General features: G+C 64.1%; 19 protein-coding genes. 11 read left to right on the top strand and 8 right to left on the bottom strand.

Translation table 11 applies throughout. The features are described from left to right. The first annotated feature begins 122 nt into the window (after window positions 1–122). The 5 genes from M2427_RS17035 (at window position 123) to M2427_RS17015 (ending at window position 4,819) form a co-directional block, all read left to right on the top strand. On the top strand, window positions 123–779 hold the full coding sequence (locus tag M2427_RS17035; RefSeq protein ID WP_280707599.1) for a hypothetical protein: 657 nt from the start codon (window positions 123–125) through the stop codon (window positions 777–779). 106 nt (window positions 780–885) lie between these two features. Continuing rightward, window positions 886–1,665, top strand: a complete 780-nt coding sequence (locus M2427_RS17030) for an enoyl-CoA hydratase (RefSeq protein ID WP_280707598.1) — start codon at window positions 886–888, stop codon at window positions 1,663–1,665. Window positions 1,666–1,886: 221 nt separating this feature from the next. Beyond that, window positions 1,887–3,284 (top strand): TolC family outer membrane protein, encoded by a 1,398-nt coding sequence (locus M2427_RS17025; RefSeq protein ID WP_280707596.1) that lies wholly within the window; start codon window positions 1,887–1,889, stop codon window positions 3,282–3,284. A 25-nt stretch (window positions 3,285–3,309) separates the two neighbouring features. Further along, window positions 3,310–3,867 carry a hypothetical protein gene (locus M2427_RS17020; protein ID WP_280707595.1) on the top strand — a complete coding sequence of 186 codons (558 nt, stop codon included), beginning with the start codon at window positions 3,310–3,312 and terminating at the stop codon, window positions 3,865–3,867. A gap of 40 nt (window positions 3,868–3,907) precedes the next feature. Beyond that, a complete protein-coding gene (locus M2427_RS17015; RefSeq protein WP_280707594.1) occupies window positions 3,908–4,819 on the top strand; it encodes an amidohydrolase family protein in 912 nt (303 codons plus the stop codon). Window positions 4,820–4,821: 2 nt separating this feature from the next. Here M2427_RS17015 and M2427_RS17010 read toward each other — a convergent pair whose 3' ends face one another. The 3 genes from M2427_RS17010 to M2427_RS17000 form a co-directional block, all read right to left on the bottom strand. Next, entirely contained in the window at window positions 4,822–7,938 is a 3,117-nt protein-coding gene (locus tag M2427_RS17010) for a CusA/CzcA family heavy metal efflux RND transporter (RefSeq protein ID WP_280707593.1), read from the bottom strand. Between the two features lie 33 nt (window positions 7,939–7,971). Further along, window positions 7,972–9,216 carry an efflux RND transporter periplasmic adaptor subunit gene (locus M2427_RS17005; protein ID WP_280707592.1) on the bottom strand — a complete coding sequence of 415 codons (1,245 nt, stop codon included), beginning with the start codon at window positions 9,214–9,216 and terminating at the stop codon, window positions 7,972–7,974. A gap of 145 nt (window positions 9,217–9,361) precedes the next feature. Further along, window positions 9,362–10,774, bottom strand: coding sequence for a CoA transferase (locus M2427_RS17000; RefSeq protein ID WP_280707591.1), 1,413 nt, complete (start codon window positions 10,772–10,774; stop codon window positions 9,362–9,364). 56 nt (window positions 10,775–10,830) lie between these two features. Here M2427_RS17000 and M2427_RS16995 point away from each other — a divergent pair, with 56 nt between their 5' ends. Next, window positions 10,831–11,118 carry a hypothetical protein gene (locus tag M2427_RS16995; RefSeq protein ID WP_148752069.1) on the top strand — a complete coding sequence of 96 codons (288 nt, stop codon included), beginning with the start codon at window positions 10,831–10,833 and terminating at the stop codon, window positions 11,116–11,118. Between the two features lie 79 nt (window positions 11,119–11,197). Then, window positions 11,198–11,968 (top strand): SDR family oxidoreductase, encoded by a 771-nt coding sequence (locus M2427_RS16990; protein ID WP_280707590.1) that lies wholly within the window; start codon window positions 11,198–11,200, stop codon window positions 11,966–11,968. A gap of 174 nt (window positions 11,969–12,142) precedes the next feature. Here M2427_RS16990 and M2427_RS16985 read toward each other — a convergent pair whose 3' ends face one another. The 4 genes from M2427_RS16985 to M2427_RS16970 all read right to left on the bottom strand — a co-directional run bounded on the left by M2427_RS16985 (window position 12,143) and on the right by M2427_RS16970 (window position 18,631). Continuing rightward, window positions 12,143–12,832, bottom strand: a complete 690-nt coding sequence (locus tag M2427_RS16985) for a hypothetical protein (protein ID WP_280707589.1) — start codon at window positions 12,830–12,832, stop codon at window positions 12,143–12,145. Between the two features lie 132 nt (window positions 12,833–12,964). Then, window positions 12,965–16,339: an error-prone DNA polymerase gene (locus M2427_RS16980; protein WP_280707588.1), complete on the bottom strand. Its 3,375-nt coding sequence runs from the start codon at window positions 16,337–16,339 to the stop codon at window positions 12,965–12,967. After that, the gene (locus M2427_RS16975) at window positions 16,336–17,931 is read right to left on the bottom strand and encodes a DNA polymerase Y family protein (protein ID WP_280707587.1); all 1,596 of its coding nucleotides are present in this window, start codon (window positions 17,929–17,931) and stop codon (window positions 16,336–16,338) included. Before M2427_RS16975 ends, M2427_RS16980 begins: the two co-directional genes overlap by 4 nt. Beyond that, a complete protein-coding gene (locus tag M2427_RS16970; protein WP_280707586.1) occupies window positions 17,828–18,631 on the bottom strand; it encodes a DNA repair protein in 804 nt (267 codons plus the stop codon). Before M2427_RS16970 ends, M2427_RS16975 begins: the two co-directional genes overlap by 104 nt. A 163-nt stretch (window positions 18,632–18,794) precedes the next feature. Here M2427_RS16970 and M2427_RS16965 point away from each other — a divergent pair, with 163 nt between their 5' ends. From M2427_RS16965 to M2427_RS16955, 3 genes are all read left to right on the top strand, one after another. Continuing rightward, the gene (locus M2427_RS16965) at window positions 18,795–20,030 is read left to right on the top strand and encodes a putative DNA modification/repair radical SAM protein (protein ID WP_280707585.1); all 1,236 of its coding nucleotides are present in this window, start codon (window positions 18,795–18,797) and stop codon (window positions 20,028–20,030) included. Further along, window positions 20,030–21,472, top strand: coding sequence for a UdgX family uracil-DNA binding protein (locus M2427_RS16960; RefSeq protein WP_280707584.1), 1,443 nt, complete (start codon window positions 20,030–20,032; stop codon window positions 21,470–21,472). Before M2427_RS16965 ends, M2427_RS16960 begins: the two co-directional genes overlap by 1 nt. Before the next feature lie 126 nt (window positions 21,473–21,598). Further along, window positions 21,599–23,221, top strand: coding sequence for an inorganic phosphate transporter (locus tag M2427_RS16955; protein WP_280707583.1), 1,623 nt, complete (start codon window positions 21,599–21,601; stop codon window positions 23,219–23,221). A gap of 73 nt (window positions 23,222–23,294) precedes the next feature. Here the strand turns inward: M2427_RS16955 and M2427_RS16950 are convergent, their stop codons facing one another. Beyond that, the gene (locus M2427_RS16950; RefSeq protein WP_280707582.1) at window positions 23,295–24,467 is read right to left on the bottom strand and encodes a M20 aminoacylase family protein; all 1,173 of its coding nucleotides are present in this window, start codon (window positions 24,465–24,467) and stop codon (window positions 23,295–23,297) included. Window positions 24,468–24,642: 175 nt separating this feature from the next. Between M2427_RS16950 and M2427_RS16945 the strand changes: the two genes are divergently transcribed. Next, on the top strand, window positions 24,643–26,262 hold the full coding sequence (locus M2427_RS16945) for a GMC family oxidoreductase N-terminal domain-containing protein (protein ID WP_280707581.1): 1,620 nt from the start codon (window positions 24,643–24,645) through the stop codon (window positions 26,260–26,262). Window positions 26,263–26,308: the final 46 nt, after the last annotated feature.

The raw sequence follows: 26,308 nt of genomic DNA, 5'->3' as shown, positions 1-26,308 counted from the left end.
CGGCCGGTTTGCCCCGGTTTTGCCCGGTGTGGCCCGAAGATTCCCATATTTTGCCCCGCTGTCGTCATGCAGCAGGGTCTCTGTTCGCCCCCGGGGACGGGTGAATTGGGGAGATCGTCAACATGATGAAAGCCAGCGGGCGCGCGGCAATGGTCGTTCTGGCCGGACTGTTGCTGCTAATGGGAGCCTCTGTGCAGGCCGCGCCGAGCTCTGCCGCAAGCGCAAGCAAACAAGCCGATACGGTCAAGCCGAGCAAGCCGCGGCACCATGCCTCTCGCCGCCATACCGACAGCAAGACGGCGCAGAAATCCGACGACAAGGCCGGCAAGACCAACAACACGGACGCGACGCCGCAGGCTGATGCGGTCAAAGCGGACAGCGGTGCGCCTGCGTCGAACCAGATGCCGGCGTCAGTTGCCAACGCCAATGCGCAGCTCGCAGCCGCCGACACCCTGCCTGCGGCCGCGGCGTCCGCCATGACGGGCCGGGCCAACGACAATGTGCAGGCTGCCGCCGACAACAACCCGGCCCCCAATGCCGAGAACCAGGTCGTCGCGCCCGACCAGCTCAACGACATCGACCGAGCCCTGCAACAGGACAACCCGCCAGTCCAGAAAACGGTGGTCGCAGCGACCGACGCGCAGCCCCGTCCGGCGCCGATGATGGCGAGCAGCCAGCCGAACTCGGCCTGGGAGCAGAGCTCCCTGATCGGCAAGATCTTCATCGGCGTCGGTACGCTGCTGACGCTGGCCTCGGCCGCACGCATGTTCATGGCCTGATTGCCCGGGACGCGCTCACCTGCGCGTCCTAGCTCCTTGCCAGCCCTCTTGAAGGCATCCGCGCCAGCGGGCACATTGCCCGCTCAATCAAAAGCGTGGGTGGAGCATGAGCACGTTCGAACACATCATCGTCGAGAGCATCAAGGCGGTCGGCATCATCAAGCTGAACCGGCCGAAGATGCTCAACGCGCTCTCCTTCGGCGTCTTTCGCGAGATCGCCGCAGCCGTCGACGATCTCGAGGCCGATGACGCCATCGGCTGCATCGTCGTGACCGGCAGCGAGAAGGCCTTTGCCGCCGGAGCCGACATCAAGGAGATGCAGCCGAAGGGCTTCATCGACATGTTTTCCGAGGATTTCGCCGCGATCGGCGGCGACCGCGTCGCGCGCTGCCGCAAGCCGACCATTGCGGCTGTCGCCGGCTACGCGCTCGGCGGCGGCTGCGAGCTCGCCATGATGTGCGATTTCATCATCGCCGCCGACACGGCCAAGTTTGGCCAGCCCGAGATCACGCTCGGCACCATCCCCGGCATCGGCGGCACCCAGCGTCTGACCCGTGCGATCGGCAAGTCCAAGGCGATGGATCTCTGCCTCACCGGCCGTATGATGGACGCGGCCGAGGCTGAGCGCTCGGGCCTCGTCAGCCGCATCGTACCCGCCGACAAGCTGATGGACGAGACGATGGCGGCGGCCGAGAAAATCGCCTCGATGTCGCGCCCTGCCGTGGCGATGGCCAAGGAAGCGGTCAACCGCGCCTTCGAGACCACGCTGGCCGAGGGCATGAGCGTCGAGCGCAATTTGTTCCACTCGACCTTCGCACTCGAAGATCGCTCCGAGGGCATGGCCGCCTTCATCGAGAAGCGCAAGCCGGTGAACAAGAACCGATAGAGCCGACCAACGGTAAGGCTGGTGTCAGACTCCGCCGCTTTCCCGCAGAACCCCTGTGACGCACCTGCAACAAGCACGGATTTCATGGGGGTTTCCTCCGCGGCAGTTTGCCTGCGGGACCCGCGCTGGGTAAACAGTTAAGAGAGCCGCCGTCGGCGGGGGCGGACAGTCGGGGTTTGCGGGATCACATGATTGGGCGTGCCGCCAGAGCTGGTCGCGTGATGACGCGGCATCGATCGGGCGCGAGTCCTGTCCTCGTGACATGGGCCGCGCTGGCGCTCTGCTGTACCCTGCCCGCTGCGGCCGATGCGGAAGCCCTGCCGGAAGCGCTGGTCAAGGCCTACCAGACCAATCCGCAGCTCAATGCCGAGCGCGCAAGGCAGCGCGCCACCGACGAGAACGTGCCGCAGGCGCTGGCTGGCTACCGACCGCAGATCGTGGCGAGCCTGAGCGCCGGCCTGCAGGCGGTGCGCAATTTGCTTCCTGATAACACCATCCAGACCGCAACACTGAAGCCCTGGACCATCGGGGTCACGGTGTCGCAGACCCTGTTCAACGGTTTCCGGACCGCCAACAGCGTGCGGGTGGCGGAACTCCAGGTGCAGTCCGGCCGCGAGGCGCTGCGCAATGTCGGCCAGGGCGTGCTGCTCGACGCGGTGACCGCCTACACCAACGTGCTGGCGAACCAGTCGCTGGTCGAGGCACAGCGCTCCAACGTCGCCTTCCTGCGCGAGACGCTTTCCATCACCCAGCGCCGGCTCAACGCGGGTGACGTGACCCCGACCGATACCGCACAGGCCGAGGCGCGCCTCAGCCGTGGCCTTGCCGATCTCAACGCCGCCGAAGTCGCGCTCGCGGTGAGCCAGGCGACCTATTCCCAGGTGATCGGCAATGCGCCCTCCGCGCTTCGTCCCGCCGAGGTGGTCGATCGCTATCTGCCGAGGAGCCGCGAGGATTCCATCACTATGGCGATCCGCGAGCATCCGGCGGTGATGGCAGCCGGCTTCGACGTCGACGTCGCTTCCACCAACATCCGCGTCGCCGAAGGTGCGCTGCTGCCGAGCGCCACCCTCCAGGGCAGCGCCAGCAAAAGCCGCGACAGCGACCAGACGCTCGGCACTTTTGCGACCGACCAGGCCTCGATCGTCGCCAACGTCACCGCGCCGATCTACGACGGCGGCCAGGCCGCCTCGCAAACCCGGCAGGCCAAGGAAGTCTCGGCGCAAAGCCGGCTGGTGCTCGACCAGGTGCGCAATCAGGCGCGCACCGCGGCTGTCAGTGCCTGGGTTGCCAATGAAGGCGCCAAGATTGCTGTCTCCGCCTCGGAGTCCGAGGTGAAGGCGGCAACCGTCGCGCTCCAGGGCGTGCAGCGCGAGGCCGCCGGTGGACAGCGCACCACGGTCGACGTGCTGAACTCGCAGGCCGATCTGATCCAGGCCAGGGCCCGCCTGATCGGCGCGCTGCGCGACCGCGTCATCGCCTCCTACACGCTGCTCAGCGCCGTCGGCCATCTCGACGTCAAGACGCTGAGCCTGAACACGCCGGACTATCTGCCCGAAGTGCATTACCAGCAGGTCCGCGACGCCTGGCACGGCCTGCGCACACCATCGGGGCAATAAGCTTCACATCTACCGGCCGACACCGATGAAAAGCCGCCGCATCCACCTGATGGGAGCTTCCGGCTCCGGCGTGACGACGCTCGGCCGCGCGCTTGCCGATCGGCTGGCGCTGCCGCATCACGACAGCGACGATTATTTCTGGCTGCCGACGGCGCCGCCCTACCAGACGACGCGCCCTGCCGCAGACCGACTGCGCCTGATGCACGAGATGTTCGTGCCGCGCCTCGACTGGGTGTTGAGCGGATCCGTCACCGGATGGGGGGACGAACTCTTCCCGTTGTTCGATCTCGTCGTCTATGTGACAACGCCGCGCGAGCTTCGTATGCAGCGACTGCGGGCCCGCGAAGCTGCGCATTTCGGCGCCGATGCCGTCGCGCAGGGCGGCTGGCGTCATGACGAGACCGAGTCGTTCGTCGAATGGGCCTCGCACTACGAAGCCGGTGATCGCGAGGGCCGCAGTCTCGCAAAACATGAGGCGTGGCTCGCTCGTTTGCCCTGCCCGGTCGTACGCGTCGACGGTTCGCGGCCGGTTGCAGAGCTGGTCGAACAGCTATGCGGCGACGTGACGGGACTGCCCGGCTGATGTGATATCGTCCGGCGCCTTCCTCGCCGCCGGAGTCCCCATGACCGACACGATTTACGCGCGCGCAGCGCAACCCGCGACGCCGATCAATTTCGACGTGCCGGCCCACGCCTGCGACTGCCACACCCACATCCACGGTGATGTCGAGAGATTTCCGTTTTTCGCCGGGCGCGTCTATACGCCCGGACCTGCAAGCCCCGAGGAAATGGCGGCACTGCACAAGGCGCTGCATATCGAGCGCGTCGTGATCGTCACGCCAAGCGTTTACGGCACCGACAATTCCTCCAGCCTGTTCGGGATGAAGGCGCGCGGCGCCACCGCGCGCGGGGTGGCCGTGATCGACGACAAGACGACAGAGAACGAGCTCGATGCGATGCAGGCGGACGGCTTTCGCGGCATCCGCATCAACCTCGCGACCGACGGCGTCAACAATCCCGATGTCGGGCGTGCCCGCTTCACGGCGGCCGTCGAACGCATGACGTCGCGCGGCTGGCATGTGCAGCTTTACACCACGCTGGCGATGATCTCGGCGATCAAGGATCTGGTGCTGGATTCACCGGTGCCCGCCGTGTTCGACCACTTTGGCGGGCTCGAGGCCTCGCTCGGCCTCGAGCAGCCCGGCTTTGCCGACCTCATCGCGCTCGTCAAATCCGGCAAGGTCTATGTGAAGATCTCCGGCGCCTATCGCTCGTCGAGCCTCGCGCCGGATTATCAGGACGTGGCGCCATATGCGCGTGCGCTGATCTCCGCGAACCCGGATCGCATCGTCTGGGGCACCGACTGGCCGCATCCGGATTCGGCGCAAGTCGCGGGCCGCAAGGCCACCGACATCGCACCATTCCACCAGATCGACGATGGCCGCTTGCTCAACCAGCTTCCGGTATGGGAGCCCGACGCAAGCGTTCGCAAGAAGATCCTGGTCGACAATCCGGCGCGGCTCTACGGTTTTTGACGTCAGCGCGCACGGCGCGAGAAGAACGAGATCAGCACCGGCAGCGTCACCAGGATCACGATCGGCGCCAGCATCATGCCGGTGACGACCACGACCGCGAGCGGCTTCTGCACCTGCGAGCCGATGCCTCCGGACAAAGCAGCCGGCAGCAGGCCGACGCCGGCGACGACGCAGGTCATCAACACAGGCCGGAGCTGTAACTCGCCGGTGCGGATCACCGCGCTGAGGCGGTCCATACCTTCATCAATCAGCTGGTTGAACTGCGACAGGATGATGATGCCGTCCATCACGGCGATGCCGAACAGGGCGATGAACCCGATCGCCGCCGAGACGCTGAAAGCCGTGCCGGTGATCAAGAGGCCGAGCACGCCACCGAAGATCGCCATCGGGATCACGCTCATGGCGAGCAGCGTGTCGGTCATCGAGCCAAAATTGAACCAGAGCAGAATTCCGATGAGCGCCAGCGAGATCGGCACCACGATCGACAACCGCCGGATCGCGTCCTGAAGATTGCCGAACTCGCCGACCCATTCCATGTGCGAGCCAGGCGGCAGCTGCACCTGGTCGGCGATCTTCTGCTGCGCCTCGCGGATGGCGCTGCCGAGATCGCGTTCACGCACCGAGAACTTGATCGGCAGATAGCGCTCCTGCTGCTCGCGATAGATGTAGGCCGCACCCGAGACCAGGCTGATATTGGCGACCTCGCTCAGCGGAATCTGCGTGACGGAGCCGCTCGGGCCCGGCGCCCCGATCCGGATGTTCTGGATCGCCTCGGCGCTGCGGCGGTACTCCGGCGCCAGACGAACGATGATCGGGAAGTGGCGGTCGCTTCCGGGCTCGTAGAGATCGCCCGCGGTGTCGCCGCCGATCGCGACCTTGATGGTGGCGTTGATGTCGCCAGGCGCAAGGCCGTAGCGCGCGGCCTTGGCACGGTCGATGTCGATCTGCACGGTCGGCTGCCCCAAGGAGGTGAAGACCGCGAGGTCCGTGATGCCCTGCACCGTCGACAGCACCGACTTGATCTTGTTGGCGGTGTCGGTCAACGCCTGAAGATCGTTGCCGAACAGCTTGATCGAGTTTTCGCCCTTCACCCCGGAGACGGCTTCGGAGACGTTGTCCTGGAGATATTGCGAGAAGTTGAACTCGACGCCGGGGAAGCGATCGTCGAGCTGCTTGAGCAGCTCCGCGGTCAGCTCTTCCTTGTCATGCGTGCCGGGCCACTCGCTCGCCGGCTTCAGCGGCGCGAAGAACTCGGCGTTGAAGAAGCCGGCGGCGTCGGTACCGTCGTCCGGACGACCGTGCTGCGACACCACGGACTCGACCTCGGGCCGGGCGCGGATCAGCTTGCGCATCTCGTTGACGTAGGTGTTGCCTTCCTGCAGCGAGATGGTCGGCGGCAGCGTGGCGCGGATCCAGAGATTGCCCTCTTCGAGCTTGGGCAGGAATTCGAGGCCGAGTAGCCGGCTGAGCGCAACCGTCATCAGCACGAGGCCGACCGCGGCACCGAGCATGATGGCGCGATTAGCGACGGCCCAGTTCAGCAACGGCATGTAGAGCCGGTGCAGGATCAGCATGACCTTGGTCTCGGTCTCATGGACATGTGCGGGCAGGATGATCGCGGACAGCGCAGGCGTGACGGTGAATGTCGCGAGCAGGCCGCCGGCGAGCGCGTAGGCATAGGTGCGCGCCATCGGTCCGAAGATGTTGCCCTCGACGCCGGACAGCGTGAACAGCGGCAGGAAGGCCGCGATGATGATGGCGGCGGCAAAGAAGATCGAGCGCGAGACGTCGGCCGCGGCGCTGAGAATGGCGTGGCTCTTCATGCCGAACAGGGTCTCTTGCGACATCTGCTCGGATTCCGTCGGTGGCGTGGTCTGTGTCAGGCGACGGAAGATCGCCTCGACCATGATGACGGTGGCATCCACGATCAGGCCGAAATCGATGGCACCGACCGAGAGCAGGTTGGCCGACTCCCCGCGCAGCACCAGGATGATCACGGCGAAGAACAGCGCGAACGGAATCGTGGCGCCGACGATCAGCGCGCTGCGCAGATCCCCAAGGAAGATCCACTGCAGCAGCACGATCAGCAGGATGCCCACCACCATGTTGTGCAGCACCGTGTGGGTCGTGAGGTCGATCAGGTCCTTGCGGTCGTAGATGCGCTCGATGCGTACGCCCGGCGGCAGGATGGTCGAGCCGTTGATCTGATTGACGAGCTGCTCGACGCGATTGATGGTGGGCGTGCTCTGCTCGCCGCGACGCATCAACACGATACCCTGCACAATGTCGTCGGAATCGTCGAGACCGGCGATGCCGAGGCGCGGCTTCTGGCCGACGGTGACGGTGGCGACGTCCTTCACCAGCACCGGATTGCCGTTGGTCTGGGCAACCATGGTGTTGGCGAGGTCGTCGATCGACTTGATCAGGCCGACACCGCGCACCACGGCCGATTGCTGGCCGATATTGACGGTGTTGCCGCCGACATTGACGTTGGAATTGCTGACCGCCTGGAGCAGCTGCGGGAGCGTCAGGCCGTTGGCGACCAGCTTGTTGTTGTCGACCTCGAGCTCATAGGTCTTGCTCTTGCCGCCCCAGCCCGTGACGTCGATGACGCCGGGCACGGCGCGGAAGCGGCGCTGCAGGATCCAGTCCTGGATGGTCTTGAGGTCGAGGACGCTGTAGTTCGGCGGGCCGACCAGGCGATAGCGGAAGATTTCACCGATCGGGCTCAGCGGAGAGATCTGCGGCTGCACGTTGCCCGGCAGTGGCGCGAGCTGCGCCAGACGATTCAAGACCTGCTGCAACGCCTCTTCATAGGTGTAGGCGAAGGAGAACTGCAGTTTGACGTCGGAGAGGCCGTAGAGAGAGATGGTGCGAATGGTCGTCAGGTTCTTCAGGCCCGCGACCTGGGTCTCGATCGGGATCGTGATGTAGCGCTCGATCTCTTCCGCCGACAGGCCGGGGCTCTGGGTGACGATGTCGACCATCGGCGGGGTCGGATCCGGATAGGCCTCGATGTTGAGCTGGTTGAACGCAATCAGGCCGCCGATGAACACGGCGACGAACATGCCGACCATCAGGAAGCGCCGATTGACGGCAAGGGCGACGAGACGGTCCATTCAGGTTTTTCGCAGTTTCTTGGGGCTCGCCGATCAGCTACCGGACGCCGCGCGGTCGATGAACAGACTGCCTTTGACGACGATCTGTTCGCCGGGCTTCAGGTTGTTGGTCACTTCGACGAGGTTACCATTGATGAGGCCGATCTTGATCTGGCGGAGCTCGACCGACTTGTCTTCACGCGCGACCCAGATACGGACCTGGTCACCTTCGTAGATCAGCGCCTGCTTCGGCACTGCAGGCGCCGCGCGGTCGCCGGCCGAGTAGATCGTGACGTTAGCGAACATTTCCGGCTTGAGCAGGCCGTCCTTGTTGTCGATGGTCGCACGGACCAGCAGGCGGCGAGTGTTGGGATCGATCGCAGCGGCGACGTAGTTGATCTTGGCGGTCAGGGGGCGGCCCGGCAGCGCCATCACGTTGACGCTGATGTCCTGCCCGACGTTGACCTGGGCGGCGTCGCTTTCGCGCACGAAGGCGGTGAGCCAGACCGTGGAGAGATCGCCGATCACGAACACCGGATCGCTGGCGCCGGCGCTGACATATTGCCCCGGGCCGATCTTGCGCTGCACGACCGTGCCAGAGAGCGGCGCGTAGATCGTGATTTCTGGATTGATGGCGCCCTTGTCCTGGAAGGTCTTGATGGCGTCGTCGCTGAAACCGAGAATGTGAAGCTTGTTGTTTGCGGCCTCCAGCGCCGTCACCGCGGAGCGCATGTCGTTCTGCGCCTGGACCTGGGTCGCTTCCGCCTGCTGATAATCCTTGAGTGGGATGGCACGGCCTTCGTAGAGATCCTTGGCGCGCCGGTACTGGATGTCGGCAAGCTCGAGCGCCGACCTTGCCTTGTTCTGAGACGTCATCGCCGTGATGAAATCGTTCTGGGCCTGCACGGTGTCGGCGGCCTCGATCTTGAACAGCGGTTGACCCTGGGTCACGCTCTCGCCGGGCTTGGCCAGCAGCTTGGTCACCCGGCCCGCATAGGGCGAGAACACCGGCGTCGAGCGGTCTTCATCGACGGCAACTTTACCCTCGGTGACGTATTCCGCGCGGAAGGCCTTGTCGTTAACCGGCTCGATCGTCAGCGTCGCCCATTCGGACGGTGACGGCTTGAAATTCTGGGCGTTCTTGCGCGACTGGCTGGAGACTTCGGAGTGCTTCTTCTCCTTAGCCCCGGCAAACAGGACGCCGTAGGCGCCAGCCCCGGCAAGCGCCAGTAAAACTACGGATGTGATCACCCGCCGTTTTGTAAGCACCTGCAATCGCTTGGTATTTTCAGCTACCATGGGGCCCGGTCATGTCTGCGACGATCTCGGCAGACGGCTGCCTCATCGGTCGCGCTAATAGTGCCGAATTGGGATTTCAAACAACCTAAAAAACGCTGTGCGTCCTTCGGTTTGCGTTAAAAATTTGCGACACGTCAGCTTCACGTCAGCTTTGCGACGGCCATTGCGGCGGATGGCTGCCGAGCGGCATCGCCGGACGGCTCCATCGTGCCGGCGTCTTCGACAGCGCTGCTGAATGGCGCACCGCGGTCAGCGTACCGAAGCCAGATGACACTGTTTCCATGAACGCAGCATGTATGGCCTCGACCGCAAGATCCGGCGTGTTGAGGCCGTCATCGAGCCGACCGAGATTCCACAGCCAGCGTCCGGTCTGCGCCAGCGACACGCGCACGTGCCAGCTGCCGCCTTCACGGGCCTGGCGCGCCTTGGCCATCATCGCGCCGAACGCCATCAGGTAGCCGGTGGCGTGGTCGAGCATCTGCGCCGGCAATTCCTTCGGACCATCGATGCCGGCGGCCTTCCCTTCCGCATGGTTGAAGCCGGTCGTGGTCTGCACCAGTGAATCGAATCCGCGACGCTCGGCCCAGAGGCCGGCATGGCCATAGGCCGACAGCGTGACATAGACGATGCCCGGATTGATCTGCGCCGCCTCCTCCGGCGAAAAGCCGAGGGCCGCAAGCGCGCGTGGGCGGTAGCCTTGAGAGAAGATATCGGCGTCTTTCAGCAGCTCGCGCAGCTGCGCCCTGCCCGCCTCGCTCTTCAGCTCAATGAAGGTGGTGAGCTTGCCGCGGCCGGTGTCGATGGTGAGCCAGGGAATGGCCGGCAGCTCCGGCCCTGACACCAACAGCACATCCGCGCCGTGCGCAGCGAGCGTACGGCCCGCGACGGGACCTGCGATGACGCGGGAGAGATCAAGCACGCGCAGACCTGCGAGCGGACGATCGCAGGTCGAGCATCCTTGCGGCCATGGCTTTGGCGGGGCATCGCCGATCTTCTCGATCGAGACCAGCGGAAGATCCGCAAGTGCACGTGCCTGCGGCAGCGCGGACCATTCATCGTAAGAGCGCATCAGCGCAACGACGCCGCCGGCCGCATAGGCCGCCGTTTCAAAATCCTCCCCCTTCCACTGCATCAGTGCGGCCTGCACCTTCTCGCGCTCCGCCTCGCAGCCGAGCACCTTACAGACCGCGTCGCGGTGATGCCTAAAATTGGTGTGGCAACGGACGAAACGGTTGTCGCCGGTCTTGTAGACGCCTGCGATCGCGTCCCAGGCCGGTGGCGGCGGCTTGTCGTCGAGGCGCAGATAGCGCTCCGAGCGGCATTCGACAACGGCGTGGCGCATGTCGACGGTCACGTCCTGCGTCTCACCGCTGCGCAACCTCCAGATTTCGGCGGCGGCGAGACCTGCGGCGGCAATCGTCGCCTGCCCGGCGACGGCCACGCGAAAGGAGGACGGGATCTGCGGCTCCTCGCCGGTCAAATGCACGCGTGCGAGCGCGGTTGCATCGCCGCCGGCGGAGGTCCAGATATCTTTGAGAATATCGGAGGGGCTTTGCATGGCCGCTTCTCTCCCTTACGTTTTCGCGACCATTCATCAGCACAAGAAGGAATGCAATGGCCGCCATCGATCCCCTCACCGCAGGCGCCGTGTTCATCGCAACGGCGGCAACCGACGCGGTCTATGTCATGTTCACCTCGGCCGTCATCGCACGCAAGCGGGTGCCGGCCGCGAACTGGAGCGCGGTCTGGTATCTGCTCTCGTCCTATGCCGTGATCAGCTACACCGAAAACGCCTTCTATGTCGCATTCGCCGCGATGGGCTCCTGGGCCGGCGCCTATGCATCGCTGACCTTCCTGCACCGCCCGCCCGGCGGCCCGCCGGTGGGAGCTGCGCCGGAGTGAGGGGAGGACTTTCTCCGCCTCCACGGCTACACTCGTTACGACCAACAAAAATGACGACATCAAAAAGGAAAACCGAACAATGGATCTCGGTCTCAAGGGAAAGAACGCCGTCGTGCTCGGCGGTACGCGCGGCATTGGGCGGGCGATTGCGGGAACGCTGGCCGGCGAAGGCAGCAACGTCGCGGTGTGCGCACGCAACGCGGAACAGGTCGCAGCCACCGTGGCCGAACTGAAAGCGAGCGGTGTCAGCGCCACCGGCGGCACGGTCGACATCACCGACGGCGCGGCGCTGAAGGCGTGGGTCGAGGGCGCGGCCAAGGAGCTCGGCGGCATCGACCTGCTGTTCGCCAATGCCGGCGCCATGGCGCAAGGCCACGATCCCGCATCATGGGAGCAGAATTTCCGGCTCGACGTGCTCGGCGCCGTGCATGCGTTCGACGCGGCGCGGCCGTTCCTGGAAGCCAGCGGCGAAAAGAGCGGCGATGCCGCCTTCGTCATCATCTCCTCGATCTCGGCGGCGCAGGCCGATATCGCCAGCTCCTATGGCCCGATCAAGGCAGCGCTGATCCACATGGCAAAGGGACTGGCGCGGCAATACGCAAAGAAGAAGATCCGCGTGAATGTCGTGTCGCCCGGCACCGTCTATTTCAAGGGCGGCGTCTGGAACATGATCGAGAAGAACATGCCCGAGCGCTACAACGACGCGATGAAGCGCAATCCGACGGGACGCATGGCGACGCCACAGGAGATCGCCAACGCCGCGGTGTTTCTGGCCAGCCCGGCCTCGTCGTTCACGACCGGCGCCAATCTGATCGTGGATGGGGCGATCTCGAACCGGGTGAATTTTTAAGGGCACACTGTCATCGCCCGGCTTCAACCGGGCGATCCAGTATTTCCGAGGCGGCTGTGATTGAATCGAGAAGCCACGGCGTACTGGATACCCCGCTTTCGCGGGGTATGACGACTGAGAGTGCGGCGCGAGATCGCTCGACAAACTCGTCATTGCTTCACGCTTCGCAGACGCTTAAGGTGCGGATACACGCGAAAGCCGGCGAATGAGCCGCACTGCAAATTGCACGAGCCAGTTCGGCGTTTTCAAATAGCGCAATGTATCAATCTGGCCCTCGTCTTCGCGGCTCCGAAAACTGGCGTCGGAAAAGTAGGTTTGGTCGTTTTCGCACCACGCCAATGTACGAGCGATTTCATCCTGGATGAGCCCGGTGTCAGGCAGCTTCTTGAGGAAGTTAAGCTCGCGCCGGAGACAGACCGCTTCGATCCGATAGCGGCTTTTTTCTTCATAGATAATCCCGCATCCCTCCAACCGCGCATGGGTCGCTTCATGGACGATCGTGGAGGCGATCCGCTCAAGCGTCATTGTCTCGTTGAGAACGTAACGTTCATCGAGGGCGCAAGCGTTCAGTGATCGATCATATTGCGCCTGAGCGCTGGGGAGCAGATGCACCCATATTCGGTCGAGATTGTGGGTGATGCGGGAATAGTTGAGCGCATCGTGGCGCTTGATGAGCTGGAGGGCCTCTTCGACGCGGCGTAACGCCGGGTAAGGCTTGCTTTCGGTCGTCCCGATCCAAAGCCTCTCGATCGTGTTGCTCTTAGAGAACCAGAGGCCCAGCCTATCGATGCGGGAGGGGCTCCGATCCGGCTTTACGACGACGACGAGGCCACGCGATCGCGGCGGCGATTTCAGTTCCTGCAAGATCACCCCGTCATGTCCAAATCGGGCGCGACCAAGGATATAGGCGCATCTCGCTTTCAGGTTGCTTAGGGACTTAATTCAAATCGTATTGATCGTTGGGATCAGCCAAACCTTGCGGCTGCTCGTGCCACTTCAATGGAAATCCCGCGACGGCGGCAGGATGCGGACGTTGCGGGGGTGGCGGATTTTTTGCGCCGGCATATCGGCGTGGTCGCGGCGATCGTCGTTGAGCGGCTCGACCCCGGTGGCGCCTACCGGCACCGCAGGCTTGCGGCTCAGGGCATCATTGGCGAGTCCGACCAGATCGTGCGAACGGTCGATCATCCGCTGCGCGATCAGATGCGTCACCTTCTCTGGGCTGCTCTGGATATAGCCCTGAACCTCGATGAGGCGGGCGCCCATCACCTCCTTGCGGTACTGCTCCATGACCTTGGGCCACACCACGACATTGGCGATGCCGGTTTCGTCCTCCAGCGTCATGAACACGACGCCGCTGGCGCTGCCCGGCCGCTGCCGCACCAGCACCACGCCGGCGCAACGGACGCGGCGCCGCTCGTTCTCATGGCTGATCTCCTTGCAGGCGACGATCCGCTCGCGCGAAAACATCTCGCGCAAAAATTCCATCGGATGGCCTTTAAGCGACAGCCGGATGGTCTGGTAATCGGCAACGACCTGTTCGGCGCGCGGCATCACGGGCAATGGCTTGGCGTGCTCGTCCGGCTGTTCGCGTGCGGTGGCCGCTTCGAACAGCGGCAGCGCCACATCATCAGGCAGCCGCCGCACCTGCCACAGCGCCTCGCGGCGGTCGAGCCCGAGCGAGCGGAATGCGTCGGCATCCGCCAGCAGGATCAGCGCACGCTTGGGCAGGCCGGTGTCGCGGGCAAAATCTTCGAGCGAGGTGAAGGGACCGAGGTTGCGGGCATCGATGATAAGATCGGCCCAGTCCTTCTGACCGACATATTCTTTTCCTTGCCTCTCCGCCTGCTGCCTCTTGAGTTCTTCCTCATCCTCATCCAGCCAGTGAAAGCCGTCGATCTGGCGAAAGCCGAGACGGACTGCGCAATATCTTCCGTCCGTATTCTCCAGCGTGTTCTGCGCAAAGCTGTAGGAGACATCGATCTCGCGCACCTCGACACCGTTCTTGCGGGCGTCGCCGACGATCTGTGCCGGGGCGTAAAAGCCCATTGGCTGCGAGTTCAAAAGGCTGCAGCAGAATGCATCCGGGTGATGATATTTCAGCCATGAGGAGATGTAGACGAGCTGTGCAAAGCTCGCGGCATGGCTCTCCGGGAAGCCGTAGGAGCCAAAGCCCTTGATCTGGTCAAAGCAGCTTCTGGCGAAATTGGCATCGTAGCCGCGCGCGACCATGTTGCCGATCAGCTTCTCCTCGTATTGGCCGATGGTGCCGACATTGCGGAAGGTCGCCATCGAGCGGCGCAGGCCGTTGGCCTCCTCGGGAGTGAATTTTGCCGCCTCGATTGCGATGCGCATCGCCTGCTCCTGGAACAGGGGCACGCCCTTGGTCTTGTGCAGCACCTTGTAGAGCTCGTCCGCGGGACCATGCTCTGATGATGGCGAGGGATAGGCCACCTTCTCCAGGCCGTTCCGTCGGCGCAGATAAGGATGCACCATGTCGCCCTGGATCGGCCCCGGCCGCACGATCGCGACTTCGATGACGAGATCGTAGAAGGTCCGCGGCTTCAGCCGCGGAAGCATGTTCATCTGGGCGCGGCTCTCGACCTGGAAGACGCCGAGCGACTCCCCAGCGCACAGCATGTCGTAAACCTTGGGATCGTCCTGCGGGACGCTCGCCAACACGTAGCGTTTCCCTTTGTGATCCGCGATCAGATCAAAACACTTCCTGATGCAGGTCAGCATGCCGAGCGCAAGCACATCGACCTTCATCATGTTGAGTGCATCGACGTCGTCCTTGTCCCATTCGATGAAAGTGCGGTCGTCCATCGCGGCATTGCCGATCGGCACGTAGGTGTCGAGCCGGTCCTGCGTCAGCACATAGCCGCCGACATGCTGGGAGAGATGGCGCGGGAATTCGATCAGCTCGGTGGCCAGCTCGACCGCGAGGTTGATCATGGGATTTTGGGGATCGAGCCCGGCCTGCCGGACCTGCATGTCGTTGAGGCCCTTGCCCCAGCTGCCCCAGACGGTGTCGGCGAGCGCGGCGGTGACGTCCTCGGTCAGGCCCAGCGCCTTGCCGACATCGCGGATGGCGCTGCGCGGACGATAATGGATGATGGTGGCGATGATCGCAGCACGGTGGCGGCCGTATCGGCGATAGACATATTGCATCACCTCCTCGCGCCGCGAATGCTCGAAATCGACGTCGATGTCAGGCGGCTCCAGCCGCTCCTTGGAGATGAAACGCTCGAACAGGAGATCAACCTTGGTCGGATCGACCGAGGTGATGCCGAGCACGTAGCAGACGGCCGAATTCGCTGCCGATCCACGCCCCTGGCACAGAATGTTCTGGCTGCGCGCGTAATGGACGATGTCATGCACGGTGAGGAAGTAATGCGCGTATTTCAGCTCTGATATCAGCGCGAGCTCCTTCTCGAGCGTGGCGCGCAGCTTGTCGTCGATCTTGCCGCCGAAATATGTGTCGACGCCCGCCCAGGTCAGATCCTCCAGATGCCCCTGCGCGGTCTTGCCCGGCGGCACCGGCTCATCAGGATATTGATATCTGAGCTGGTCGAGGGAGAACTCGATCATTCCCGCAAAGCGCATGGTCTCCGCGATCGCTTCAGGGACATCGCGAAACAGCCGGGACATTTCGCGAGGCGTCTTCAGGAAGCGCTCGGCATTGGCTTCCAGCTTGCGCCCGACCGCCTCGATCGTGGTCTTTTCCCGGATACAGGTGAGCACGTCCTGAAGCGGGCGGCGACCGGGATCGTGGTAGAGCACCTCGTTGGTCGCAAGCAGCGGCACTCCTGCCTTGGCGGCGAGATCGTCGAGCCGCGCCAGGCGGCGGCGGTCGTCGCCGCGATACACCAGGCTCGCCGCAAGCCACACGCCGTCGGCGCGGCTTGATTTTAGTTTTGCAAGCACATCCAGCACCTGCGCATCATCGAAGCGATGCGGCAGCGTCAGGACCAGGAGCTGGCCTTCCGAAAATTCCAGCAGATCGGCGAAGCTGAGATGGCACTCACCTTTCTCGATCCGCGTGATGTCATCGCCGCGTTTACCCTGGGTCAGCAGCTGGCACAGCCGGCCATAGGCGGCGCGGTCGCGCGGATAGACGAAGATATCGGGCGTGCCGTCGATGAAGACGATGCGCGCGCCGACCAGCAATTTAGGTTTATGCAGCACCTTGTCATTGTCGAGCTCCTTCCAGGCCCGCACCACGCCGGCGAGCGAGTTGTGATCGGCAATCCCGATCACGGGAATGCCGAGCTTGCTGGCCTGATGCACATAGGCGCGCGGATCAGAGCCGCCGCGCAGGAAGGAGAAATTGGTGGTGATCCCGATCTCGGCATAAGCAGGCGTCATCATGCGAAGAGACCGTGCACATACCAGCGGGGCGGAGCGGACTTGCCGTCGGCGTCGAATACCTCTCCCTCGTAAAGACCGTCGCGAAAAATCCAGAAGCGCAGGCCCTCGGCATCCTCGATGCGGAAATAATCCCGCGTCAGCTGCTTGCCGTCCTGCCGCCACCATTCCATCGCGATGCGCTCAGGCCCCTCCACCCGCACCACCGCATGTTTCGCGCGGCGCCAGGTGAATTGATGCGGCGGGCCGTCAGGCACGGTCGCGAACGGCACGGTGACCGGCTCCGGCTTATCGAACAGCCTTAAGGGGCGCAGCGGCGGCTCACTCTCGGCACGATCAGGCCATTCGGCCTGCATGGCTGCCGCGAGATGATGCTGCGCGGGCGCGGCCAGCACCGCCTGCTCGGGGATGTGCGTATCCTGCGGCAGGTGCACGACGACGCGCTTTCCGCCGATGCGTGCGGCGATGCGGTCGATCAGCGCGGCGAGCTCGTCATTGTCGTGGACATGGGCATCGAGATCGCGCTGCTCCTGCACCACGATCTCGGTGCGGCTCGCCGACAGCCGCACCATGTCGAAACCAAAGCCGGGATCGAAGGGGTCGGCAAGCGCGTCAAGACGCTCGCGGAACAGCCGGTCGATGACTTTGCTTTGCGTCACCGGACGGCCGGTCTCGACCATGATCGCGCGCACCACGCCGTCGGTGCGGAAGAACGCGGCTTCCAGGCGGCGCGCGCCCTTGCCCTGCTTCTCCATGGACGCGATCAATGTGTCCGCCAGCCGCGACAGCGTCATCGCGATTATGGTGTCGGTCGCGATCGGCTCGGCGAAGCGTTTTTCGACGATGTAGTCGGGCAGCGGCTTGCGCGGGCTGATCGGCGCATCGCCTTGCCCCAGCGCATGCGCAAGCAGCGTGGAGAATCGCGCGCCGAACCGCGCCGTGATTTCACTCGGGTTGCGCGAGGCGACATCGCCGATGGTTTTCAGCCCGGCACGGCGCAGGCCGGCGGTGATCGCCTCGTTCGCACCGAGCGCGGACACCGGAAACCGGTCGATCGCCGCCGCCTCCTCGCCATCGGCGACGATGGTGCCGGACGCCTGCCGCGTCAGCGTGCGCGCGCAGACCGAGGTGCCGGCAATCGCCGCGCTGACGGCAAAGCCCTGGCGCCCCAGCGCGCGAACCAGCGTCCGCAACAGCGCGGCTTCGCCGCCAAACAGATGCGCGCAGCCGGTGATGTCGAGAAACAGCCCGTGCGGCGGATCGAGCGCCACCAGAGGCGTGAAGCGGTCGCACCAATCGGCGATGTCGCTGAGCGTCTTCGCGTCGGCCACGACATCGGCGTCGAACACTTTTAAATCCGGACACATCGCCCGGGCATTCGCGAGCGGCTGACCAATATGCAGACCGAGGCGCTCGGCGGCTTCATCCAGCGCATGGATCACCAGTGCATTGTTCTCCTTGATGACGATAATGCTGGGACCATTGTTATTCCTACCCAGCCCGGCGCTGTTGAGGAACCGCTGGATCCGGTCGATGGGCAGGCGCGGCAGCCACAGGCTGAGGATACGCCGACGGTTCACTGAACTGGCACTCATCACATTTCCATTCCATGATCCACCGGCCGCACGGGCCATGACGATTACGCAAAAGCTCGACATCGAAGCGCGGTGCGCCCCAGACGCCCCAAGGCGCCACAGGCATTGATGCCGAATCCGGCGGCGAATGCGCCGCGCGCAACATCCATCGTGTTTCCGCAGTCGAGGGCAGCGGCTGCGCTGCCATCCGCAGCAAGAGGCCAGTGACGCCGGACGATTGCGCCGCCAGCGTCAGCTTACGGCTCGCCACCAGATCGAACTGGCGTGTCTCGCCCCAGAACTCCAGCACGACGGCGCCGAGCGCATCGCAAGCGAGCGCATCGGCCGAGGTACGCAGCGCGCTCTCGACATCGGCCGCGCGCACCATCACCATCAGGCGCGGATCGAGGCCGAATTCGGCGAGCCCGCTCATCGACAGCGCGCCGGTCTCGGGTTCCGAGAAATCCTGCCGCACCCACAGCAGCGGCCGCTGCGCCGTCACGCGGCCCGCAAGCCCGGTGACAAAGCCGGTCGCGGCCGCCCCCTGGCGCCCCTCACAAAACACCTCGTGGATCGCCGCGCGTGCGAGCCCGCCTTTCAAGGCGTGGTCCACTTCGCCGTGACCGAGCGCGACGCGGTCGTGATCGTGCACGACCTCCGCCGTCTCGATCCGTTCGATCTGGCTGCGCAAGGTCGCAAGCGCGCTCATGCGTGCGCTCATGCTCGCCGCTCCTTCAGAGGTGATTGCCGATAGCTCTCAAAAAGAGAACCAGCGGCTGGCTCATTTGTTCATGATATGTTCTAATATAAAGCTAACGGTGCCCTGGGAGTCAACCGAATTGGCGCTCCGTCGGATTCACCAGCGGAATCAAAGGGATTCAATAATGGACGTACAACGCAAGCTGGAGATCCTGGCTGACGCCGCCAAATACGACGCCTCCTGCGCTTCCAGCGGCACCGAGAAGCGGGATTCCAGCGACGGCAAGGGCATGGGCTCGACCGCGCCTGGCATGGGCATCTGCCATTCCTACGCGCCGGACGGACGCTGCATCTCGCTGCTCAAGGTGCTGCTCACCAACGCCTGCAATTACGACTGCCTTTATTGCGTCAACCGCGCCTCCTCGAACATACCGCGCGCCCGCTTCACCATCAACGAGGTGGTCAAGCTGACGCTCGATTTCTACCGGCGCAATTACATCGAAGGCCTGTTCCTTTCCTCCGGCATCATTCGCAGCCCCGACTACACCATGGAGCAAGTCGTCAGCGTCGCGCGAAAACTGCGCGAGGAGCATCACTTCCGCGGCTACATCCATCTCAAGACCATTCCCGAGGCCGATGACGCGCTGATCGCGGAAGCCGGCAAATATGCCGATCGTCTCTCCATCAACATCGAAATGCCCGAAGCGGCGAGCCTGCAACAATTCGCGCCGGAGAAAGACGTCCGTGCGATCCGCCGCACCATGGGCCGGTTGCGGCTGAAGCTGGACGAGGCCGAGGAAGACCGCACGGCAAAAACAAAGGCAAAACCGCAGCGTTTCGCGCCGGCGGGACAAAGCACGCAGATGATCGTGGGCGCCGACGCGGCGTCCGATCACACCATCCTCCACACCAGCGCCAATCTCTACGGCTCCTACCGGCTGCGACGCGTCTATTACTCCGCCTTCAGCCCGATCCCTGACGCCAGCCGCGCATTGCCTCTGGTGCAGCCGCCACTGCTGCGCGAGCACCGGCTCTATCAGGCCGACTGGCTGATGCGGTTCTACGGCTTCGATGTCGGCGAGATCGTCGAAGACAGCGCGATGCTGCCGCTCGACATCGACCCGAAACTCGCCTGGGCGCTCCGCCATCGCGACCGCTTCCCCCTCGACGTCAACCGCGCCAGCCGCGAGGAGCTGCTGCGCGTGCCGGGCTTCGGCACCAGGGCAGTCGAACGCATCATCGCAACGCGGCGCACCACCACGATCCGCCTCTCCGATCTCGCGCGGCTGCATGTGCCCAAGCACAAGGCGCTGCCGTTCATCATCCTCAGCGATCACCGTCCATCGCCGCATCGTCTCGATGCCGCCGGCCTGATCGAACGGTTCAAGCCGAAGGCAACACAATTGGGGTTTGGCTTCTGATGCAGTACATCATTCTCGACACCGAAACCGATTTCGACGGCTGGCGCACAGCCGCACGCACGCTCGTGCTTGGTCATGTGCAGCCCACCGATGTCACCTGGACCGTGCAAGGCGGCGAAGCCGATTTGTTCGCACCGCCCGCGCCGTCTCCGATCCTCGAGGTCAACGAGGGCACCTTCAGCGTATCAGGCAAATTCGTCGACCTCGCAAAATCGGCAATCCTGCATCGCGATCCCGAGCGCTTTGCAATCCTCTATCGCCTGCTCTGGCGATTGAGAGACAACCACGACCTCATCGAGGTCGCGACCGACTCCGATGTTGGGCAGGTCACGGCGATGGCGCGCGCGGTTCATCGCGACGAGCACAAGATGCACGCCTTCGTGCGCTTTCGCGAGATCGGCCGCGAGCGATCAGCGCATTACGTCGCCTGGTTCGAGCCGGAGCATCACATCGTCGAGCTCGCCGCGCCGTTCTTCGCAAAACGCTTTGCCGACATGCCCTGGTCGATCCTGACGCCGGATCTCTGCGCGCATTGGGACGGCCACGCGCTCTCGTTCACACCGGGCGTGAGCAAGAGCGAGGCTCCGGGCGAAGACCGGCTGGAGGAAACCTGGCGGAGCTATTACGCCAGCATCTTCAACCCGGCGCGCTTGAAGGTGAAGGCGATGCAGACGGAGATGCCGAAGAAATACTGGAGGAACCTGCCCGAGGCCTCGATCATTAAGCCCTTAATCGAGGACGCCGAGCGCATGACCGGTGCTATGATCGCCAACGCCGCAACCGATCCGCACAAGCCTCAGAGGCGGCCGGAGGCTCCGATGATACGCAGACCCGCAACCAACGATCTCGACGCGCTTCGCGAGGAAGCCGCGCATTGCCGCGCCTGCCCGCTCTACAAGGACGCGACGCAAACCGTGTTCGGCGAAGGCCCTGACAACGCCACCATCATGCTGGTCGGCGAGCAGCCCGGCGACAAGGAAGACCTCGCCGGCCATCCCTTCGTCGGTCCGGCCGGCCAGATGCTCGATCGCGCGCTCGCCGAAGCCGGCGTCAATCGTGAGAAGGTCTACGTCACCAATGCCGTCAAGCACTTCAAATTCGTGCCGCGCGGAAAAATCCGCCTGCATCAGAAACCGGCGACGCCGGAGATCAAAGCGTGCCGGCAATGGTACGAGCGGGAAGTTTCGGCAATCCAGCCCGAGCTCATCGTGGCGATGGGCGCGACCGCGGCGCAAAGCGTGTTTGGCAAGATCACGCCTGTGGGCAAGACCCGCGGCCGGCTCATAGACCTGCCCGACGGGCGCAAGGCTCTGGTGACGGTGCACCCGTCCTATCTGCTGCGGCTACCCGATCCCGAAGCGAAGGCGCTGGAATATCAGCGCTTTGTCGAAGACCTGAAGATCGCCGCCGCGATGCAGCGAAAGGCCTCGCGCGCCGCCTGATATGGCTGACACACACAGCAACAAACCTTGGATAACTTCCATCATTTCAACTGCCTGCCGACCATTTCAACCGCCTGTCACATGCCGCGCGCAAACTCCCAGGTCTTGGGACCAGGAGAATTTCCAATGAGTGACGTTGCTTTGCCAGGCTCGATCGAGCCGGCCTTGAGTAAGGGGCCAGACCTCAATCGCGGATTCCATCCGCTCACCGGCGTGATCTACATGGGGGTGATCGCCGCCGCCCTGCTCTTCGTCGCCTACAGCATCTGGGTCGACGTCGATGCCGCCGGCGCGCAGGTCAAGAGCTTCGCCCCCTTCCTCCTGCTCTTCGTCGCGCTTCTGATCGCACTCGGCTTCGAGTTCGTGAACGGTTTCCACGACACCGCCAACGCGGTCGCGACCGTGATCTACACCCGCTCGCTGCCCGCTCACATCGCCGTGGTGTGGTCCGGCATGTTCAACCTGTTCGGTGTGCTGCTGTCCTCGGGCGCGGTCGCGTTCGGCATCGTCTCGCTGCTGCCGGTCGAGCTGATCCTCCAGGTCGGCTCCAGCGCCGGCTTCGCGATGGTGTTTGCTCTCTTGATCGCCGCCATCATCTGGAACGTCGGCACCTGGTATTTCGGCCTGCCTGCGTCGAGCTCGCACACCCTGATCGGCTCGATCATGGGCGTCGGCATCATGAACGCGGTCCTGCATGGCCGCAGCGGCACCACCGGTGTCGACTGGACCCAGGCCACCAACATCGGCAAGGCGCTGCTGTTGTCGCCACTGTTCGGTTTCGCGCTTGCCGCCGGCCTGCTCCTGATCCTGCGCACCGTGCTGCTGCGCGCCACGCCCGCTCTGTTCGGCGAGCCGAAGGGCGACCAGCCGCCGCCATGGTGGATCCGCGGCATCCTGATCCTCACCTGCACGCTGGTGAGCTTCTTCCACGGCTCCAATGACGGCCAGAAGGGCATGGGCCTGATCATGCTGATCCTGATCGGTACCGTGCCGACCGCCTACGCACTCAACCGCGCCCTGCCGGAGAGCCAGCTCGCTCTGTTCAGCCAGAACTCGGAGGCTGCCAGCAAGATCATCGAAAGCAAGGCCGCTGGCTACAACGTGATCGGCAACCCGCGTCCCGCCGTGACCAACTATGTCGCGCAGCACGAGGTCAATGGCGGCACCTTCCCGTCGCTCGCCGTGCTGGTGCGCGACATCTCCAAGCAGGTGACTACCTACGGCTCGCTCGCCAAGGTGCCGGCCGACCTCGTCGGCAACACCCGCAACGACATGTACCTCGCCTCGGAAGCGCTCCGTTTCCTGATGAAGGACAAGGAAGCCGAGCTCAGTGCCGCCGACGTCACCGTGCTCAACGCCTACAAGGGTTCGCTCGACAGCGCCACGAAGTTCATCCCCGGCTGGGTGAAGATCGTGGTTGCCATCGCGCTTGGCCTCGGCACCATGGTCGGCTGGAAGCGCATCGTCGTCACCGTCGGCGAGAAGATCGGCAAGACCCACCTGACCTACGCGCAAGGCGCCTGCGCCGAGATCACCGCGGCCGCGACCATCGCCGCCGCCGACGTCTATGGCCTGCCGGTCTCGACCACCCACGTGCTGTCGTCAGGCATCGCGGGCACCATGGCCGCCAACGGCTCGGGCCTGCAATGGGCGACGATCCGCAACATCGCCATGGCCTGGGTGCTGACCCTGCCGGCCGCGATGATCATCTCGGGCGTGCTCTATTATCTGTTCTCGCACGTGTTCTGAGCCGCGACGGCAAACCAGCAAAAAGGGCCCGTGCGATGCACGGGCCCTTTTCATTTGTGTGTTCGTTTAGCCGTCACGACGCTGCGAGCTGCTCCTCGACCAGCTTGACCCAGTACGATGTGCCGAACACGATCGCCTCATCGTTGAAATTGTAGGCGGGGTGATGCAGGCCGGCGCTGTCACCGTTGCCGCAGAAGATGAACGCACCGGGGCGCGCTTCCAGCATATAGGCAAAATCCTCGCCACCCATCAGCGGCGGCATCTCATGCACGTTGGCATCGCCGGCAACTTGCTTGGCGATGCGCGTCGCCACTTCGGTCTCCGCGGCGTGGTTGCTCACGACGGGATAGTTGCGCTTGTAGTGCAGATCGATCTTGGCGCCGGTGATCTGCGCCACGCCCGCCACCACTTCGTGCACGCGCTTCTCGACCAGCTTGCGCACATCGGCAGAGAGCGTGCGGATGGTGCCGCGCAGTTCCGCGGTCTGCGGAATGACGTTGCGGGCATTGCCGGCGTGGAACTCGCAGATCGAGATCACGGCCGATTCGAGGGGATCGACGCTGCGCGCGACGATCGACTGCAAGGCGGTGATCAGCTGCGCACCGACCAGAACAGAGTCGATGCATTTATGCGGACGCGCGGCGTGGCCGCCGAGGCCCTCGATCTTGATGTCGACCTCGTCGGTCGCCGCCATGATCGGGCCCGGCCGGATCGCGAACGAGCCGATCGGGATGCCGGGACCATTGTGCATGCCATAGACCTGCTCGATGCCGAAGCGCTCCATCATGCCGTCCTTGACCATGGCCGCGCCGCCGGCGCCGCCCTCCTCGGCCGGCTGGAAGATCACGATCGCGTCGCCGGCGAAATTGCGCGTCTCGGCGAGGTAGCGCGCAGCGCCGAGCAGCATCGCAGTGTGGCCGTCATGACCGCAGGCGTGCATCTTGCCCGGGATCTTCGAGGCGTAAGGCAGGTTGGTCTGCTCCTCGACCGGCAATGCGTCCATGTCTGCGCGCAGGCCGATGACCTTCAAGCCCTCGCCGGTCGGCTTGTTGCCCTTGATCACACCGACCACGCCGGTCTGGCCGATACCGGTCACGACCTCGTCGCAGCCGAACTCCCGCAGGCGATCCGCGACGAATGCTGCGGTGCGATGGACATCATAGAGCAGCTCGGGATGCTGATGGATGTCCCGCCGCCAGGCCTGGATATCGGGTTGAAGGTCGGCGACGCGGTTCACGATGGGCATGGAGGGTCTCGAGCTTTGTTGAAAATACAGCCCTGTCTACCATGCAAGCGCCAGTCCACCTAACTGCTACGGATCACCGGGTCGCCCTGTGCTCTGGTCATGGCCGGGCTTGTCCCGATCCGCAGCGTCTGCCTAATAGGACAGAACGTTAAGGGACCACCCGGGTGGAAGCAGAATGCCAAGGCGGCTCGAAGGTGAGTTTGACTACATTGTCGTGGGCGCCGGTACAGCGGGCTGCATTATTGCGAACCGGCTGTCGGCCGAGCCCAAGAACCGCGTCCTCATTCTCGAGGCTGGCGGCGACGACAACTGGATCTGGTTCCACATCCCGGTCGGCTATCTCTTCGCCATCGGCAATCCGCGCTCGGACTGGATGTTCAAGACCGAGGCCGAGCCGGGGCTGAACGGCCGTTCGCTATCCTATCCGCGCGGTAAGGTGATCGGCGGCTCTTCGGCGATCAACGCCATGATCTCGATGCGCGGCCAGGCCGCCGATTACGATCATTGGCGCCAGCTCGGCATGACTGGCTGGGGCTATGATGATGTGCTCCCGCTGTTCAAGCGGCTCGAGGATCACTTCCTTGGGCCTAGCGAGCATCACGGCACCGGCGGAGGCTGGCGGGTCGAAGCGCCGCGGCTGTCCTGGGACATTCTCGATGCCGTCGGCGATGCCGCAGAAGAAATGGGCATCAAGCGCATCCCTGATTTCAACACCGGCGACAATGAAGGCACGAGCTATTTCCACGTCAACCAGAAGCGTGGCCGGCGCTGGTCGTCGGCACGCGGCTTCCTCAAGCCGGCGCTGAACCGCCCCAATCTGCGGCTCGAGAAGAACGTGCTGGTCGATCGCCTGATCATCGAGCAGGGCCGCGCCGTCGGCGTGCGCTTCATCCAGAACGGCGAGACCATCGAGGCGCGCGCCAAACGCGAGGTGATCCTCTCGGCCGGCTCTATCGGCTCGGTGCAGATACTGCACCGCACCGGCATTGGCCCTGCCGACTGGCTGTCGCCGCTCGGCATCGACATCGTCATGGACAAGCCCGGTGTGGGGCGCAATCTGCAGGACCATCTGCAGCAGCGCGCGATCTACAAGGTCGAGGGCGTGCGGACGTTGAACGAGACCTATTACAATCTGTTCCGCCGCGGCCTGATGGGCCTCGACTACGCTTTCCGCCGCCGCGGACCGTTGACGATGGCACCGTCGCAGCTGGGTATCTTCACACGCTCCGACGCAACGCGCGCGCGCGCCAACATCCAGTTTCACGTGCAGCCGCTGTCGCTCGACAAATTCGGCGATCCCCTGCACCGCTTCCCCGCGATCACGGTGAGTGCCTGCAATCTCCAGCCGACCTCGCGCGGCACCATCCGCCTGCGCTCTGCGAGCCCGGACGAGAAACCGATCATCGCGCCGAATTATCTGTCGACCGACGACGACCGCCAGGTCGGCGCCGACGCCATCCGCACCACGCGCCGCCTGATGCAGCAAAGGGCGCTGGCAAAATATCGCCCGAGCGAGTACTTGCCCGGCCCAACTGTCGGCGACGACGATGCCTCGCTCGCAAAAGCCGCCGGCGACATCGGCACCACCATCTTCCATCCCGTCGGCACCGCGAAGATGGGATCGGCCAGCGATCCCATGGCCGTCGTCGACGAGCGCCTGCGCTTCTACGGTCTCGGCGGTCTGCGCGTCGTCGACGCCTCGATCATGCCGACGATCACCTCGGGCAATACCAACACGCCGACGGCAATGATCGCCGAGAAAGGTGCCGCGATGATCTTGGAGGATGCGAAGTAGCATCCCGCCCTCGTGGCGCGGGCGATCCGGGAATATTCGGCCTAGA

Source organism: Bradyrhizobium sp. BR13661 (assembly GCF_029892425.1).
Classification (GTDB): domain Bacteria; phylum Pseudomonadota; class Alphaproteobacteria; order Rhizobiales; family Xanthobacteraceae; genus Bradyrhizobium.
The sequence above is the reverse complement of the archived record's forward strand: the minus strand, read 5'-3'. Positions and strand labels throughout refer to the sequence as shown.

Bases quoted from the DNA above. Each gene is read 5' to 3' on its own strand.
- M2427_RS17030 (WP_280707598.1), top strand. From the start codon at position 886: ATGAGCACGTTCGAACACATCATCGTCGAGAGCATCAAGGCGGTCGGC.
- M2427_RS16950 (WP_280707582.1), bottom strand. From the start codon at position 24,467: ATGCCCATCGTGAACCGCGTCGCCGACCTTCAACCCGATATCCAGGCC.
- M2427_RS17020 (WP_280707595.1), top strand. From the start codon at position 3,310: ATGAAAAGCCGCCGCATCCACCTGATGGGAGCTTCCGGCTCCGGCGTG.
- M2427_RS16960 (WP_280707584.1), top strand. From the start codon at position 20,030: ATGCAGTACATCATTCTCGACACCGAAACCGATTTCGACGGCTGGCGC.
- M2427_RS16970 (WP_280707586.1), bottom strand. From the start codon at position 18,631: ATGAGCGCACGCATGAGCGCGCTTGCGACCTTGCGCAGCCAGATCGAA.
- M2427_RS16980 (WP_280707588.1), bottom strand. From the start codon at position 16,339: ATGATGACGCCTGCTTATGCCGAGATCGGGATCACCACCAATTTCTCC.
- M2427_RS17025 (WP_280707596.1), top strand. From the start codon at position 1,887: ATGACGCGGCATCGATCGGGCGCGAGTCCTGTCCTCGTGACATGGGCC.
- M2427_RS17000 (WP_280707591.1), bottom strand. From the start codon at position 10,774: ATGCAAAGCCCCTCCGATATTCTCAAAGATATCTGGACCTCCGCCGGC.
- M2427_RS17035 (WP_280707599.1), top strand. From the start codon at position 123: ATGATGAAAGCCAGCGGGCGCGCGGCAATGGTCGTTCTGGCCGGACTG.
- M2427_RS17015 (WP_280707594.1), top strand. From the start codon at position 3,908: ATGACCGACACGATTTACGCGCGCGCAGCGCAACCCGCGACGCCGATC.
- M2427_RS16965 (WP_280707585.1), top strand. From the start codon at position 18,795: ATGGACGTACAACGCAAGCTGGAGATCCTGGCTGACGCCGCCAAATAC.
- M2427_RS16995 (WP_148752069.1), top strand. From the start codon at position 10,831: ATGGCCGCCATCGATCCCCTCACCGCAGGCGCCGTGTTCATCGCAACG.
- M2427_RS16990 (WP_280707590.1), top strand. From the start codon at position 11,198: ATGGATCTCGGTCTCAAGGGAAAGAACGCCGTCGTGCTCGGCGGTACG.
- M2427_RS17005 (WP_280707592.1), bottom strand. From the start codon at position 9,216: ATGGTAGCTGAAAATACCAAGCGATTGCAGGTGCTTACAAAACGGCGG.
- M2427_RS16955 (WP_280707583.1), top strand. From the start codon at position 21,599: ATGAGTGACGTTGCTTTGCCAGGCTCGATCGAGCCGGCCTTGAGTAAG.
- M2427_RS16975 (WP_280707587.1), bottom strand. From the start codon at position 17,931: ATGAGTGCCAGTTCAGTGAACCGTCGGCGTATCCTCAGCCTGTGGCTG.
- M2427_RS16945 (WP_280707581.1), top strand. From the start codon at position 24,643: ATGCCAAGGCGGCTCGAAGGTGAGTTTGACTACATTGTCGTGGGCGCC.
- M2427_RS17010 (WP_280707593.1), bottom strand. From the start codon at position 7,938: ATGGACCGTCTCGTCGCCCTTGCCGTCAATCGGCGCTTCCTGATGGTC.